The sequence below is a fragment of the Pseudomonas sp. GXM4 genome, from assembly GCF_008923895.1.
In the GTDB taxonomy this organism is placed as follows: domain Bacteria; phylum Pseudomonadota; class Gammaproteobacteria; order Pseudomonadales; family Pseudomonadaceae; genus Aquipseudomonas; species Aquipseudomonas atacamensis.
This window is the reverse complement of the sequence record NZ_WBRZ01000007.1, coordinates 44,309-59,094: the sequence shown is the minus strand read 5'-3', so window position 1 is coordinate 59,094 and position 14,786 is coordinate 44,309. Positions and strand designations below refer to the sequence as shown.

14 protein-coding genes are annotated in these 14,786 nt (G+C 60.4%); 3 read left to right on the top strand and 11 right to left on the bottom strand.

What is annotated here, in order from left to right:
• Positions 1 to 119: 119 nt before the first annotated feature.
• The 6 genes from F8N49_RS02590 to F8N49_RS02565 all read right to left on the bottom strand — a co-directional run bounded on the left by F8N49_RS02590 (position 120) and on the right by F8N49_RS02565 (position 8,451).
• Complete coding sequence (locus F8N49_RS02590) at positions 120 to 1,436, bottom strand: OprD family porin (RefSeq protein ID WP_071173548.1); 1,317 nt, start codon at positions 1,434 to 1,436, stop codon at positions 120 to 122.
• Positions 1,437 to 1,630: 194 nt separating this feature from the next.
• Positions 1,631 to 1,852, bottom strand: a complete 222-nt coding sequence (locus tag F8N49_RS02585) for a hypothetical protein (protein ID WP_071173547.1) — start codon at positions 1,850 to 1,852, stop codon at positions 1,631 to 1,633.
• Positions 1,853 to 2,151: 299 nt separating this feature from the next.
• Positions 2,152 to 3,516: a heavy metal sensor histidine kinase gene (locus F8N49_RS02580; RefSeq protein ID WP_110603077.1), complete on the bottom strand. Its 1,365-nt coding sequence runs from the start codon at positions 3,514 to 3,516 to the stop codon at positions 2,152 to 2,154.
• Positions 3,506 to 4,183: a heavy metal response regulator transcription factor gene (locus F8N49_RS02575; protein WP_016773287.1), complete on the bottom strand. Its 678-nt coding sequence runs from the start codon at positions 4,181 to 4,183 to the stop codon at positions 3,506 to 3,508. The genes F8N49_RS02580 and F8N49_RS02575 overlap by 11 nt, the downstream gene beginning before the upstream one ends.
• A gap of 9 nt (positions 4,184 to 4,192) precedes the next feature.
• A complete protein-coding gene (locus F8N49_RS02570; protein WP_071173545.1) occupies positions 4,193 to 7,294 on the bottom strand; it encodes a multidrug efflux RND transporter permease subunit in 3,102 nt (1,033 codons plus the stop codon).
• Positions 7,291 to 8,451, bottom strand: coding sequence for an efflux RND transporter periplasmic adaptor subunit (locus F8N49_RS02565; protein ID WP_151550719.1), 1,161 nt, complete (start codon positions 8,449 to 8,451; stop codon positions 7,291 to 7,293). Before F8N49_RS02565 ends, F8N49_RS02570 begins: the two co-directional genes overlap by 4 nt.
• Positions 8,452 to 8,642: 191 nt before the next feature.
• Between F8N49_RS02565 and F8N49_RS02560 the strand changes: the two genes are divergently transcribed.
• The 3 genes from F8N49_RS02560 (at position 8,643) to F8N49_RS02550 (ending at position 10,039) form a co-directional block, all read left to right on the top strand.
• Positions 8,643 to 9,272 carry a nucleotidyltransferase domain-containing protein gene (locus tag F8N49_RS02560; RefSeq protein WP_110646179.1) on the top strand — a complete coding sequence of 210 codons (630 nt, stop codon included), beginning with the start codon at positions 8,643 to 8,645 and terminating at the stop codon, positions 9,270 to 9,272.
• On the top strand, positions 9,235 to 9,654 hold the full coding sequence (locus F8N49_RS02555) for a hypothetical protein (protein WP_151550718.1): 420 nt from the start codon (positions 9,235 to 9,237) through the stop codon (positions 9,652 to 9,654). The genes F8N49_RS02560 and F8N49_RS02555 overlap by 38 nt, the downstream gene beginning before the upstream one ends.
• Positions 9,655 to 9,799: 145 nt before the next feature.
• Complete coding sequence (locus F8N49_RS02550; RefSeq protein WP_039761398.1) at positions 9,800 to 10,039, top strand: hypothetical protein; 240 nt, start codon at positions 9,800 to 9,802, stop codon at positions 10,037 to 10,039.
• Between the two features lie 149 nt (positions 10,040 to 10,188).
• Here F8N49_RS02550 and F8N49_RS02545 read toward each other — a convergent pair whose 3' ends face one another.
• From F8N49_RS02545 to norR, 5 genes are all read right to left on the bottom strand, one after another.
• On the bottom strand, positions 10,189 to 10,938 hold the full coding sequence (locus F8N49_RS02545; RefSeq protein ID WP_151550717.1) for a YkgJ family cysteine cluster protein: 750 nt from the start codon (positions 10,936 to 10,938) through the stop codon (positions 10,189 to 10,191).
• A gap of 83 nt (positions 10,939 to 11,021) precedes the next feature.
• Positions 11,022 to 11,348: a hypothetical protein gene (locus F8N49_RS02540; protein WP_151550716.1), complete on the bottom strand. Its 327-nt coding sequence runs from the start codon at positions 11,346 to 11,348 to the stop codon at positions 11,022 to 11,024.
• A gap of 156 nt (positions 11,349 to 11,504) precedes the next feature.
• Positions 11,505 to 11,987: a GNAT family N-acetyltransferase gene (locus tag F8N49_RS02535; protein ID WP_151550715.1), complete on the bottom strand. Its 483-nt coding sequence runs from the start codon at positions 11,985 to 11,987 to the stop codon at positions 11,505 to 11,507.
• 3 nt (positions 11,988 to 11,990) lie between these two features.
• A complete protein-coding gene (locus F8N49_RS02530; RefSeq protein WP_016773296.1) occupies positions 11,991 to 12,893 on the bottom strand; it encodes a chemotaxis protein CheV in 903 nt (300 codons plus the stop codon).
• A gap of 230 nt (positions 12,894 to 13,123) precedes the next feature.
• Entirely contained in the window at positions 13,124 to 14,683 is a 1,560-nt protein-coding gene (gene norR / locus F8N49_RS02525) for a nitric oxide reductase transcriptional regulator NorR (protein WP_151550714.1), read from the bottom strand.
• Positions 14,684 to 14,786: the final 103 nt, after the last annotated feature.

Sequence of the window (14,786 nt, the reverse complement as noted above, 5' to 3'; positions counted from 1 at the left end):
CGAGCCTGCTCGCGAAAGCGGTGTGTCATTCAACACAGATGTTGACTGACAATCAGCTTTCGCGAGCAGGCTCGCTCCCACAGGGTAGATCACAGGATCTGAAAAACGCAGCGCCGATCTTAGAAGACGTTGACCGGGTAGTCGATGATCACGCGGTATTCATCTGTATCCGAATCAATCGCGCCGTAGCCGTTGCCGCCACGGTTGGTCGCCCATTGCAGGCGCACCGCGAGGTCCTTGGCGTGGCCGCTTTGTACGACGTACTGCAAATCGATGTCGCGTTCCCAATGCTTGGCGTTGCGGCCATCGGCGCTGTACCAGCTCGAATAGCCTGCGCTGTCCGGATCGGCTTTGGTCAGGTCGACCGTGCCGCGTGAGTAAGACAGCGCCGAAGTCAGGCCGGGGATGCCGACACCAGTGAAGTCGTAAGCGTACTTGAGCTTCCAAGAGCGTTCGTTCGGGCCGTTGAAGTCCGAATACTGCTGCGAGTTGTCCAGATAAACGCTGTCGCCCTGGCTGATGTAGTCGAACGGCGTGTTGCCGTTGACCCGCTGATACGCGGCAGTGACGCTGTGGTTGCCGATGCCGACGGTGAGATGCGTGCTCCAGGTGTTGTTGTCGATATCGCCGAGCAGCGCATCGCCGGTGTCTTGCGTGTGATAGAAGTGCAGGCCCGGGTTGAGGCTGACCAGATCGTTCAGTTGCCAGGTGTAGTCGAGGTCGTAGTAGTACTGGTTCCAGATGTCCTTGAGCTCGGACGCGTAAAGGCTGCTGGTCAGGCCCTCAACGCCGCTCCAGGCCACACCGGCCCAGTTCAGGTGCTGGCTTTCGTCGCCGTCGGCGAGGGTGCCGTATGACGTCCCGATGCGGGTATGACCACTCTGGTTATAGGGTTTGGTGAAACTGGCCTGGCCACCTTCGATCAGCCAGCCGTCGAAGCTGCGGTTACTCAGGCTGATGCCACGAAAGGTCTGCGGCAGCATCCGCGTGTCGCCGCCGGCGATGACCGGGTTGGTGAGGAACAGATCACCGGCCTTCAACTCGGTATCGAAGGCGCGCATCTTCAACGTCCCGCCTGCGGTGGAGAACGAGCCCGGCGCTTTGCCGTTGCCATCGCTGATCGGCAGGATGCTCGAACCGTCGGTCCCGCCTCCGCCATCGAGTTTCAAGCCGAGCATGGCATGGGCATCGACGCCGAAGCCGACCGTGCCTTCGGTGTAGCCAGACTGGAATACGCCGAGAAAACCCTGACCCCACTCGATATTGTCGTCCGCCTTCTGCAAGCGGTTGCGATTCATGTAGTAGTTGCGGGCGTTGAGGTTGAGGCTCGAGCCTGCGACGAAGTCCTGTTGGGCAGGCTCATCGGCGTGGACAGCGGGGGCAATCGTTGCGGCAATTGCAATGAACAGCGGGGTGAGGCGGGCAGGGTAAAACACGTGCGATGGAGCTCCTTGGGTCAGCGGGCCGCTCTGTTTCTTGAGCGGCTTGATGTTTCTTGTTGTTACAGACGCATCAGACGGCTTTCAGACCACAACGAAAAAAGGCCGCTGAATGGCAGCGGCCTGGAGTGACGACGGTTGAACGGGAAGAGCCAAACAACCGCGTCGAGGGAAACCTTTCGCGGTGCGACTCAGCTGTCTTTCTCGAGCGCTTGAGCCTGGGAAGTAGCGGCCTGCGGGGATTGCATTGCGTCTTGAGCCTTGGCCATCACTTCGGCCTGATGCTGATCGAATGCCTGCGCGCGAGCGACATTGTGCGCCACGAACGCTTGCGATTCTTCAGCCATCGCCATCGGCGACAGGATCAATGAGGACAAAACGAATGCGCTGGCAATACCCATACTGTTGGACATCTTGAAAACCTTCTCGCTTGGCGAGTGCTGTTTGGTGCGGGCAAAGATAAGGTTGCCGGGGTTTGGGAAACAGCGTGATTTTCATAAATGACTGTTACAGCAAAAGCAAAGATCGGCACGGGTAACAACCCGGTCTGTGCGTGATGGTGGCCTGTGGCGAGGGGATTTATCCCCGTTGGGCTGCGAAGCGGCCCCAAGAATTCCAGCCTCAAAGATTCTTGGACCTTGTGCACAGGATTTGCGACTGCTGCGCAGCCGAGCGGGGATAAATCCCCTCGCCACAGGGCTTGGTTGAGCATTCAGACCGGAAGGTGAATGCCGAAGGTGTTCATGCCCCGATCACTGCGCACAAACACATCCCCGCCATGCATCAGCGCAATCGCCTTGACGATTGCCAGCCCCAGGCCGTGGTTATTGCCGCTGTTGCTGCGCGAGGCATCAACCCGATAAAACCGCTCGAACAACCTCGGCAGATGCTCGCTGGCAATCGGCGTCCCGGGATTGGCTACGCCAATGCTTACCTGATGTTCTTCAACCTCGATGCGCACCTCGATCACCTGGCCCGGTTCGGTATGCTGCACCGCGTTGCTGAGCAAATTGATCAATGCCCGGCGCAGATGCGCGACCTCGATCTGCACTTGCGCATCGCCGCTGACCTGCACTTCAACCTGCGCGTCTTCAAGGATGAAATCCAGATAGTCCAGCGTCGTCGCCACCTCATCAGCCAATGACGTCGAGGTCAGTTTGGTCGCCTTGTTGCCCTGATCGGCGCTGGCCAGAAACAGCATGTCGTTGATGATCGAACGCAGCCGCTCCAGCTCTTCGAGATTGGATTGCAGCACTTCGAAATAGTGTTCGGCGGAGCGCCCGCGAGTCAGCGCGACCTGGGTCTGGCCGATCAGGTTGGTCAGCGGCGAACGCAGTTCATGGGCGACGTCGGCGTTGAACGATTCCAGCCGTGAATAGGCCAGTTCGACCCGTTCCAGGGTCGAGTTGAACGACTCGACAAACTGTTCCAGTTCCGGCGGCAGCGGCGACAGGCGCAAGCGTCCGGCGCGCAGTGGTGGGGCCAGACGCTGGGCTTCCTGCGACAGTTTGATCAACGGCTTCAGACCGATTCTTGCGACCCAATAGCCCAATGCAGAGGCCAGCAGCACCCCGACAATCGCCAGACTGATCAGGGCGATGAGCAAGTGATGCTGGGTCTGATGCAGCGTCTCGGTGTCGATGCCGATCATGAAGCGCAACGGCGGACGCTGATCCTTGGCGGGGAACTGACTGACCAGCACTTTCAGCGGGTAGGGCTGATCGGGCAGTTGCAGATCGTGCATGCCCAACGGGCCATTGATGGCGGCACGAATCTGCGGCGTAAGGTTGCCGTACTCGTAGCGCGGATCACCGCTGCTGATCCAGAAGCTGATGCGCTTGTCTTCTTCCCCGAGCAGCTTGAGCTTGTTGTTTATCTTCACCCAATGTTCCGGCGTGCCGTAACGGCCGACGGTGGATTCGAGCACGCTGTACCGCGCATCCAGCTCGGCTTCGGGCAACAATCCCAAGCCCTTGTCGACCTGCTGATACAGCGCGCCGCCAATCAACAGAAACACCACCAGCGCCACAAGCGTGAACATTCCGCTCAGGCGCAAGGCAATCGAGTTACTGGACACCACGGCTCTCCAGCACATAACCCATGCCGCGGATCGTGTGCAGCAGCTTTTCGTTGAACGGCCCGTCGAGCTTGGCGCGCAGGCGTTTGATCGCGACTTCGACGACGTTGGCGTCACTGTCGAAATTGATGTCCCAGACCATTTCCGCGATTGCGGTCTTCGAAAGGATTTCGCCCTGGCGACGGGCGAGCACGCTGAGCAGGGAAAACTCTTTCGCGGTCAGATCCAGGCGCGTGCCGGCGCGGGTGGCCTTGCGGCTGATCAGGTCGATCCACAGGTCGGCGATTGTCACTTGCACCGGCTCATGGCCGCCGCTGCGGCGAGTCAATGCTTGCAGGCGGGCGACCAGTTCGAGAAAGGAAAACGGTTTGCCGAGGTAATCGTCGGCGCCGTCGCGCAGGCCCTTTATCCGATCTTCGACGCGCTCGCGGGCGGTGAGCATGATCACCGGGGTCTGCTTGCGCGCACGTAATGCGCGCAGTACGCCGAAGCCATCGAGCCCCGGCAACATCACGTCGAGGACGATCACGGCGTAGTCGCATTCCAGCGCCAGATGCAGGCCTTCGACACCGTCGCGGGCAAGGTCGACGGTGTAGCCCTGTTCGGTCAGGCCACGGTGCAGATAATCCGCGGTTTTTTCTTCGTCTTCGATAATCAGAACGCGCATGACCCTGCCTCAGTCTGTGGTCGCCAACGCCGCTACAGGCGCAGGTTTGGGCCGGTGGAACAGCCGCTCAAGCCACAAGTATATGACCGGAGTGGTAAACAGCGTCAGCATCTGGCTGACCAGCAAACCGCCGACCACGGCAATGCCCAACGGCTGGCGAAGTTCGGCGCCGGTGCCGTAACCGAGCATCAGCGGCAACGCACCGAGCAGGGCGGCGAGGGTGGTCATGATGATCGGCCGGAACCGGGTGATGCACGCTTCGAAAATCGCCTCCTGCGGCGGCAGACCGCGCTGGCGCTGCGCCTCGAGCGCGAAGTCGATCATCAGGATGCCGTTCTTTTTGACGATGCCGATCAGCAGCACCAGGCCGATCAACGCCATGATCGAAAAGTCCTGGCCGCAGATCCACAGCATGATCACCGCGCCGAGGCCTGCCGCCGGCAGGGTCGAAATGATCGTCAGTGGATGCACGAAGCTTTCATAAAGCACTCCGAGAATGATGTACACCGCCACCAGCGCCGCCAGAATCAGCCATGGCTGGCTGGCCAGCGAACTCTGGAACGCCTGCGCCGCACCCTGAAAATTGCCGCTGATCGCGGTGGGCATGCCGATCTCGGCCTTGGCCTGGTTGAGCTGAATCACCGCATCGCCCAATGCCACGCCGGGGGCGAGGTTGAATGACATGTTGGCGGCGGGGAACATGCCGTCATGGGCAATCGACAGCGGGCCGATGGTCGGCGCGTCGAATCGGGCCAGAGCCGAGAGCGGCACCATTTCCCCACTGAGTGGTGAGCGCAGGTAAAAATAGTTGAGGCTTTCGGCCTTGCCGCGTTGTTTGGTATCCAGTTCCAGAATCACGTTGTACTGGTTGACCTGGGTCTGGAATTCATTGATCTGCCGTTGGCCGAATGCATCGTACAGCGCCTCGTCGACATCGCTGGCGGTCAGGCCGAAACGCGCGGCGGCGCTGCGATCGATGCTGATGTGGGTGATGCTGCCGCCCAGTTGCAGATCGTTGGAAATGTCGCGGAACGCCGGGTTGCTGCGCAGTTTCTCGGTCAGGCGCTGGGTCCAGGTGGCGAGGGTCGCGCCGTCGTTGCTCTTGAGTACGTATTGGTACTGCGCACGGCTCGGCCCGGAGCTGAGGTTGATGTCCTGCCCGGCGCGCAGATACAGGACGATGCCGGGGACTTTCATCAGCTGCGGGCGGATGCGATCGATGAACTGGCTGGCGCTGACATCGCGATCGCCACGTTTTTTCAGGGCGATCCAGAAGCGCCCGTTGGCGATGGTCTGGTTGCTGCCGGAAACCCCGACCGAATGAGAAAACGCCTGCACCGCCGGATCGGCCGCGACGATTTCGGCCATGGCCAAGTGTTTTTTCACCATATCGCCGTAGGAGATATCCGCAGCGGCTTCGGTGGTGCCGAGGACAAAACCGGTGTCCTGCACCGGGAAGAACCCCTTGGGAATGAAAATGTACCCGGCGACCGCCAACGCCAGCGAGAGACCGAACACGCCGATCATCAATTTCTGATGATCGAGGGCGCGGCGCAGGCCCTTTTCGTACCAGCCGAGCAGGCGTTCGCTGAAACCGGGTTGGGCGTTGGCGTGATGTACCGGCTTACGCATAAACAGCGCGGCAAGGGTTGGCGCCAGGGTCAGCGACACCACCACGGAAATCATGATCGTCGAAGTCGCTGTCAGGGCGAATTCCTTGAAAAGGCGCCCGACCACACCGCCCATGAACAGCAGCGGAATGAACGCCGCCACCAGTGAGAAACTGATCGAGACGACGGTGAAGCCAATCTCGCCGGCCCCCTTGATCGCCGCCTCGCGCATGTCATCGCCGGCCTCGAGATGGCGATGGATGTTTTCCACCACCACAATCGCATCGTCCACGACGAAGCCGACCGCGACGACGATCGCCACCAGCGTCAGGTTGTTCAGGCTGAAGCCGAGGACGTACATCAGGGCGAAACTGGCGATCAGCGAGACGCCGAGCACCGCCGAAACAATCAGCGTCGCCGACAACTGCCGCAGGAACAGCGCCATCACCGCGACCACCAGCAGGATCGCGATCAGCAAAGTGATCTCGACTTCATGCAGCGAGGCGCGAATGGTCTGCGTGCGGTCGATCAGGGTTTTCACCTGCACCGAGGCCGGCAGCATCGCTTCGAGGCCGGGCAGGGCGGCTTGAATGCGGTCGACGGTTTCAACGATGTTGGCGCCGGGCTGGCGGAAAATCACCAGATTCACACCGGGGCGATCTCCGGCCCAGGCCTGCACGTAGGCATCTTCCGCACCGTTGACGACTTTGGCGACATCGCGCAGGTGAACCGGGGCGCCATCCTTGTAGGAAACGATGAGCTCGCTGTAGTCCTCGGGGTGGAACAACTGGTCGTTGGTCGACAACGTGGAAATGCTCGACTCGCCGTACAGCGCACCTTTGGCCAGGTTTAGGCTGGTCTGCTGGATCGCCAGCCGAATGTCGGCCAGCGTCAGGCCGATGGCCGCGAGTTTGTCCGCCGAGGCTTGTACGCGAATCGCCGGGCGTTGCTGACCGGTGATGTTGATCTGGCCGACGCCGTCGACCTGACTGATCTGACGCGAGAGCAGGGTTTCCACCAGGTCGCTGAGTTCGGTGCCGGGCATCTGTGTCGAGCTGACACTGAGGATCAGCACTGGGCTGTCGGCCGGGTTGACCTTCTTCCACGTTGGCAGCGTCGGCATGTCTTTGGGCAACTTGCCGGCGGCGGTGTTGATCGCCGCCTGTACTTCCTGGGCGGCGGTGTCGATGCTTTTATCGAGGGTAAATTGCAGGGTCAGCAGAGTTGAGCCCAGCGCACTGCTCGAGGTCATCTGGGTCATGCCGGGGATGGCGCTGAATTGCACCTCCAGCGGCGTGGCCACTGAGGAAGCCATGGTGTCGGGGCTGGCGCCGGGCAACTGTGCCGAGACCTGGATCGTAGGAAATTCTGCTTCCGGCAGTGGCGCAATCGGCAAACGCGGGAAGGCAATTACGCCGACCAGTACCAGAGCGAACGTCAGCAAAATCGTCGCCACCGGGTGATCGATGCACCAGGTCGAGATGCCTTTGTGCGAGTTCATGGCTTCTGCTCCGCCTGCACCACTTGCGGCGGCTCGCTCATGACTTGCACGCTCGAGCCCGGCTTGAGTCGCGACTGGCCGTCGGTCACCAGCACGTCACCAGCGTTGACACCTTTGATGATGTCCTGGCCGCTGCCCTGATAAACCATTTGCACCGGCACCGCCTCGACCTTGTCGTCCTTCACGCGGTAAACAAAGTGTTGTTCGAGGCCACGCTGTACGACGGTGGGCGGAACCACCAGCGCATCTTTATCCACAGCCGTCTGAATTTTTACCGTCACCAGCAAACCCGGCCAGAGCTTCTGGCTGGCATTGGCGAATTCGGCCTTGGCGCGGATGGTGCCAGTGTTGGCGTTGATCTGATTGTCGATCAGGGTCAGCTGACCTTCGCCGAGCAGATTGCCGGTTTCGCCATCAGTATCGGCTCCGATGTACGCCTTGACCGGGGCGCGTTGCGGATCGCTGATCAGACTCTGCAGGGTCGGCAGCATCTGCTGCGGCAGGGAGAACTCGACGGCGATCGGGTCGATCTGCGTGACGGTGAACAGGCCCTGGGTGTCGGTCATGCGCAGGAAGTTGCCTTCATCGACCGTACGAATACCGACGCGCCCAGTAACCGGAGAGCGAATCTGCGTGTAGGACAGTTGCACCTGCGCCGCATCGATCGAGGCCTGATTGCCTTGTGCCGTGGCTTTGAGCTGATTGACCAAGGCCTGTTGCTGGTCGAAGGTCTGTTTCGATACGCCGTCGTCGACGCTGAGCAGTTTGTAGCGCTTGAGATTGACCAGCGCGACCTGCAACTGCGCCTGACTCTCGCCCAACTGCGCCCGGGCCTGGTCGAGGCTGGCGCGGATCGAGCGGTCGTCGATGGTGGCGAGCAGGTCGCCTGCTTTGACCAGCTGACCTTCCTTGACCAGAATTTTCGTCAGGATCCCGTCGATCTGCGGGCGCACCACCACGCTGTGCAGCGACAGCACCGAGCCGATGCCGCTGGTATAGCGCGGCACGTCTTTGGCGCTGACCGTCACCACCCGCACAGGAATGGCGGTCGGTGTAGCCAGTTTGGCCGGCGCCGGTTTCAGCGCGAACCACAGGCCGGCGGCTGCCAGCAGAATCAGGAGAGTGGCCAGCAGGATTTTGTTTTTCTGGATGGACATGCGCGGCGCCGAAGTCTGGAGTTTGGGCAGATTGACCAGTTATAAACCGGTCAGGCGGTCGGCAGGGTGACGACTGGCTGTCAGGATTGTCAGTTTCCGACGATAATTGCAGTGGCTGCGATTACCGTTGAGTTGATAAGTCCCTAAAAGGGACCTATCGTTCCTTTTTTGGGACTCTTCGGTTTGCGCCAGTGGAAAACCTTTCTTTAAGCGAAGCCCTGTTCACCGCCACCCAGCAAAAAGTGTTGGGATTGTTGTTCGGCAAGCCTGACCAGACGTTCTACGCCAACGAAATTGTGCGCTGGGCACAGGTTGGCAAAGGCGGCTTGATGCGTGAACTCGATCGATTGCAACGAGCCGGGATTCTCAGCATGACTCGAGTGGGTAACCAGACCCATTACCAGGCCAACCCCGCATGTCCTATCTACGCGGAGCTTCTGGGCATCACGCGCAAGACATTCGGTTTTGCCGAGCCTCTTCGTCAGGCATTAGAACCGTTTGCCGAACAGATCACTTGGGCGTTCGTGTATGGCTCCATCGCCAAAAACTCGGCGAACACACTCAGTGACATAGATCTCATGCTGATTGGCGAAGGCCTGCACTACAGTGAGTTGATGGAGCGACTCATGCCGTTGGAGGAGCAATTGGGGCGTCCCATCAACCCGACGCTATACACCCCGCAAGACTGGGCCAGGAAGCTGGCGGCACAGAACAGTTTTGTCATGCGAGTGATGCAGCAGGAAAAAATTGATCTGTCAGGGGCAAACCCTTTGGAGTCCAAGGATGGGCAGCAACGAGAGTCTGGAGAATCTTCTACGTAGCGGTGTACTGAAAGCGGAGCCACCTGACCGCAAGGAGTGTGAGGGGCTGATGCGCTCGGCTCTGGACAGGCTCAAGGATGCGCACACCTGCACACTGTCGTTTTCCAGCCGGTTCGATTTGGCCTACAACGCCGCTCACGCGCTGGCGCTGACAGCTCTTCGCTTGAGTGGCTATCGATCGGACAAGCGCTATCTGGTATTCCAGTGCCTGATCCATACCACGCAAAGCAGCAAAATTCAGGTGCGATTGTTTGCGTTGTGCCACGAGCGACGCAATCTCGCCGAATACGAAGGCTATATGGATGAAGATGACGCGCTTCTTGAGCAGTTGCTGGAGAGCACCTCGCAATTGTTGGGTGACGTTCAGCATCGCATGAACTGAAATATCATCACGCAGTGTCAGTGTCAGTGCCAGGCAGCCATTCAGCGCATCGCGCAAATCTTCAGATGCCGAGCCAGAGCGCACAGGTATACTGCGCGCCTTTGCGGCTCACTGATCGGGCCGACTTTTTGTTCCCGGAGCTTTTATGACTTCCCCGACCCAACCGCCGGTTGACGACGCTGTGAGCGACGTCCCGGCTGAAGTGGCTGACACCAGCGAAACCAAGGCCGAGATCCCGGCGTTCAAGTTCCCGTTCAAACCGGGCGAGCTGGCTTCGGCGAAAGGCTCGAATCAGCCTTGGTACAAGAATGGCGCGAAGAATGGCCACACCAAAACCCCGGGCATGGCGCCGCCGGGCACGCGTCGGTCGATGGGAAAGCGCTGAGTCAGATCTGCTGGACCTGATTGGCCTTTTCGCTGGCAAGCCAGCTCCCACAGGTTTCTCGGGTGTTCACCTGATTGGTGCACTACGCAAGTCCCTGTGGGAGCGGGCTTGCCCGCGAAGAGGCCCTCAGCCTCGCCGAAAAACGTGGATCAAGCCGCGCGCAATGAAATAAACGCATAAGTCTGCGCCGGTTCCGTCACCACTTGCCCACCCGCAGCCAGCACTTGCCCGGCGACATCATCGCCGGACAAATGAAACAGCCATTCACTGGTTCGCGCCGCCAGCGGTTGCGCGCTCACCTGGTCGATCACCGCTGCAAACGCATCCATGTTCGGCAAGTACGCGGTGAACCCGTCGCCCTTGAGCGCCGTGGTGCGAATCCCCAACATTGCGCAGATCGCATCCTTGAGTCTGATGTCATCCCGATCCGCCTGACGCGAACGCTGGATCAGCTCAACCAGTTCCCGATCAACCAGCTCGCCGCCCACAATCAGCTCCGGCCCCTGCTCCCAGGACTCTGGCGGGCAATCCTTGGCAGCTGGATTGAGCGGGATGTGCGGATTGATTTCCGCCGGGTAAATCCGGCAGACCAGCGGGCGGCGCTCGTAGATCCGGCAGCGCTTGTCGTCGTCAAGATTCCGGCAGGGGCCGACGTTGTAGGCGGCAAAAGTGATCGCCACGTGAGCATCAGTAGTGCCACTGCGGACCACCGCCGAACGGCGCTCGGCATGTTCGCGCTGTTGCGCTGGCAGGCCCAGGCCATTGCCGAGAAAAGCCTCGGCCAGCACGATCACCTGACCGCCATCCGCCGCCCACATGCGGGCTTCGGCGAGCGTCAGCGGGACATGGTGATCGGTGCAGCATTTGCCGCAACCTACGCAGGAAAACGTCGTATTCATTGAGCGATCTGTCTTCAATCAGGGTGTGAAACGGTGGCGGAAAACCACCGCACAGGGCCGGGTCGAAGCAAGTTGTGCGCCATTCACTGAGGTTTGGCGGTCGGGCGAATCGAATCCCACTCGGTGACGTACGCGGTTTTCGACTGTTTGTTGTACAGGCACAGCTCGCTGCCTTGCTGGCCTTTCATGTGTTTTTGCGGGTATTGGCCTTGCAGCAGAACGGCGGTGTAACCGACGCGGTCGTCGAATTGCGCCGGTGTGCCGACCGGTTTGACGTTTTTCAGACCGCTGGCCTTGGTGCAGCTGGCGAGTACGGTCTTGTCATAGGCAGCCCAGGCGTCGGGGCTGGAGGCATGGGCCTGGGAGGCGAGGGCGATGAGGCTGAGCAAGCTTGCGATGAGGATTCTCACGGTGGGCGTCCTTGGTTCTGGGTGGCCAAGGTTGGAGTCTGTCTAAAGAGATTTGTTGCCTGGGACACCGCTAAAAGATCGCAGCCTTCGGCAGCTCCCACATGGATATGCGGTTTCCTGTAGGAGCTGCCGGAGGCTGCGATCTTTTGACTTTGATCAGTCCGGCACCAATTCCCGGCGGACCAGATACATCCCGACACTCTCATACAACCGCCGCGCCCGCAGGTTGTCCTCCAGAACCCGCAAATCGACAAACCCCTCGCGTCGCTGTTGAAAGACGCTGAAGGCATGCAGCAACAACGCGCGTCCAAGCCCCCGGTCCTGCATTCGCGGGTGCACCACCAGATTCTTGATATACGCACTGGTCCAGCACTGCGCCACGCCCACCACGCCCTCGGCATCGCAGGCAATGAAACACAACGCAGGGTCGTATTCAGGGTCGCTGGCAAAGCGCCGCTGCCAATCGTCCAGTGACGGCACTCGACCGCCACCTTCCAGCTGTCCGAGCTGCATCAACTGATGCACTGCCGGCGCCAGTTCCTCGCGGTAGACGGACAGCTCAATCCCGTCCGGCCACTGAGCATCCGGCAGAGGTCCACTCAAGTCGCGGCGCAGCAGAAAGCAAAACGTCTCGGCCAAGACTCAGTGCCCGTTGGCCGCGACGTGCTTGGCGGCTTCGATCAGGCGTTGGGTCAGCTCCGGCGAGGAGAACTTGGTCAGCACCGCGTTGGCACCGGCCAGGCGAGCTTTTTCACTGTTCATCGCGCTGTCGAGCGAGGTATGCAGCAAGACGTACAAGTGAGCGAAATCCGGGGTTTCGCGCAGGGTACGGGTGAAGGCGTAGCCGTCCATTTCCGACATTTCGATGTCGGAGACGATCAGATTGATCTGCTGCGCGGTGCCTTGCAGGTCGAGCAGGCAGTCGATGGCTTCCTTGGCACTGCGCGCGGTGTGGCATTGCAGGCCGAGGTTGCGCAGGGTGTGCACCGATTGCTGCAGGGCCACCTGGCTGTCATCGACCACCAGAATGCGCGCGTTGCCGAGCACTTCAGCGTCTTCCATGGTCAGGTCGGTCGGCGCCATTTCGATCTGCGCCGGGGCGATGCTGTGGATGACTTTTTCGATATCCAGCACCTGCACCAGCGTGCCGTCCACCGAGGTCACGCCGGTAATGTAGGCGCGCGAGCCGCCGGAGCCGAAAGGTGGTGGCTTGATGTCGGTGGTCAGGCAATGGACGATCTTGCTCACCGCCTGCACATGCAGACCCTGCTTGGAACGGCTGACATCGGTGACGATCAGGCAGCCACCGTTGGGATCCTCCAGCGGCCGCTCGCCGATCGCGCGGCTGAGGTCGATCACCGACAAAGAGGCACCGCGCAGGGAGGCGATGCCTTTGACGTGCGGGTGCGACTCCGGCAGCTTGGTCAGCGGCGGGCAGGGAATGATTTCACTGACTTTCAGCAGGTTGATCGCCATCAGCTTGCCGCTGCGCAAGGTAAACAGCAGAAGCGAAAGTGAATCTGCGCGGGCTTTGGTGGAGGACATAAGAACCTTCTGTGGGGGCGAGAGTGGAAATCGCCAGAAACCTTTGATGCCGTGTTATCGGCGTCAGAAGGTGGGGCTTTAGCTCAGTTGTCGGCTGGACAAAAAACATCTGTGGCGAGGGGATTTATCCCCGTTGGGTCGCGTAGCGGGCGCAAAAGACGGGACTGCTGCGCAGTCCAACGGGGATAAATCCCCTCGCCACAGGTCATCAAGCAAGCTACATGGCGTGGTTATTTCATGCCCAAACGCTTGGCCATCCGCCCCAGATTCGCCCGATCCACCCCCAACTCCCGAGCCGCACTCGCCCAGTTATCCTGATGACGCTCCAGCGCTGCACTGATCAGGCGCCGCTGAAACTCATCGGTGGCAGTGCGCAGATCCCCGCTGATCATCGGCAGCACATTGGCCGAGTCGGCACTGGCAGGCGCAACCACGTTATCCACAACCTCATGGGGCAAATCCAGTTCCGCCGCGCTCAGACTCAGAATCTTCGGCCGCACTTTGCAGTTACCCAGCGCCTTCAGCGCACTGCGTCCGATCAAATGCTCCAGCTCTCGGACATTGCCCGGCCAGGTATAGGCGAGCAGCGCTTCCTGAGCATCACTGTTCAAACGCAGGCTATTGAGGCCCATGCGTGAGCGGTTCTGCTCGAGAAAGAAGCCACTGAGCAGCAACACGTCGCGCCCGCGATCGCGCAGCGCCGGCACCCGCAGCGGATACACGCTCAAGCGGTGATAAAAGTCGGCACGGTAGCGACCGCTGCGCACTTCCTCGGCCAGATCGCGATTGGTCGCGGCAATCAGACGCACGTCGACCTGGTGCTCCTTGTCCGAGCCCAAGCGCTGCAACTGACCGCTCTGCAATACGCGCAGCAACTTGGCTTGGACTGTCAGCGACAGTTCGCCGACTTCATCAAGAAAAAGCGTGCCGCCATTGGCCAGTTCGAACTTGCCACGCCGGTCGCTGGTGGCGCCGGTGAAGGCGCCGCGCACGTGGCCGAACAGTTCGCTTTCCACCAGCGTGTCGGGGAGGGCGGCGCAGTTGAGGCTGATGAGCGGTTTGTCGGCGCGCGCGGAGGCGGCGTGGATCGCTTGGGCCACGAGCTCTTTGCCGACCCCGGTTTCGCCGGTGATCAGAACAGTCAGATCACTGCCACCGACCAGATTGATTTCTTCCACCAAGCGTTTGTGCGCTTTGCTCTGGCCGATCATTTCGCGGTGCTGCTGACCGCTGGCCTGACGGTAGACCTCGGCGCGCTGATGCTCGTCTTCGGCGCGGGTGGCCAGACGTTCGATGCGTTCGGCCGCATTGACCGTGGCCGAGGCGAGGCTGGCGAAGGCTTGCAGGGCGTCGAGTTCGATCGGCTCGAAACGCTCCGGGTCCAGCGCGTCGAGGGTGATCAGACCCCAGAGTTTTTCATCGACGAATAAAGGACAGCCGAGGCAGTCGTGAACTTCGAGGTGATCGTCGAGGCCATCGACCAAACCGTCATAAGGATCGGGCAAGTCGCTGTCGGCGGCGAAGCGCGTCGGCCCGGCGCCGGCCAGCAGAATTTCGAAGCGCGGATGCTCGCTGACCTTGAAGCGGCGGCCGAGGGTATCCGTACTCAAACCATCCACCGCCAGCGGCACCAATGATTCGCCATCCAGACGCAACAACGCGGCGGCATCGCAGGGCAACAAGGCGCGCATGGCCTCGAGCAAACGCCGGTAGCGCTCACCCTCGGGCAGTTCGCGGGAGAGGTCGGCGACCAGAGGCAGCAGGGCGGTAAGCAAGGATTTGGCGGTCATGATTTTTGTAGTCAAAGAGACAAGGTGTAGTCGCGATGACTATACGTTCATTTGTGTCGAAATGACTATGAAGGTTTCAAGCTATTGAATTTAAGAGATTAAT

What these genes read in the sequence shown, in the direction of transcription:
- F8N49_RS02555 (WP_151550718.1), top strand. Translation starts at nt 9,235, where the DNA reads ATGGGCAGCAACGAGAGTCTGGAGAATCTTCTACGTAGCGGTGTACTG.
- norR (WP_151550714.1), bottom strand. Translation starts at nt 14,683, where the DNA reads ATGACCGCCAAATCCTTGCTTACCGCCCTGCTGCCTCTGGTCGCCGAC.
- F8N49_RS02530 (WP_016773296.1), bottom strand. Translation starts at nt 12,893, where the DNA reads ATGTCCTCCACCAAAGCCCGCGCAGATTCACTTTCGCTTCTGCTGTTT.
- F8N49_RS02575 (WP_016773287.1), bottom strand. Translation starts at nt 4,183, where the DNA reads ATGCGCGTTCTGATTATCGAAGACGAAGAAAAAACCGCGGATTATCTG.
- F8N49_RS02585 (WP_071173547.1), bottom strand. Translation starts at nt 1,852, where the DNA reads ATGTCCAACAGTATGGGTATTGCCAGCGCATTCGTTTTGTCCTCATTG.
- F8N49_RS02565 (WP_151550719.1), bottom strand. Translation starts at nt 8,451, where the DNA reads ATGTCCATCCAGAAAAACAAAATCCTGCTGGCCACTCTCCTGATTCTG.
- F8N49_RS02545 (WP_151550717.1), bottom strand. Translation starts at nt 10,938, where the DNA reads ATGAATACGACGTTTTCCTGCGTAGGTTGCGGCAAATGCTGCACCGAT.
- F8N49_RS02570 (WP_071173545.1), bottom strand. Translation starts at nt 7,294, where the DNA reads ATGAACTCGCACAAAGGCATCTCGACCTGGTGCATCGATCACCCGGTG.
- F8N49_RS02550 (WP_039761398.1), top strand. Translation starts at nt 9,800, where the DNA reads ATGACTTCCCCGACCCAACCGCCGGTTGACGACGCTGTGAGCGACGTC.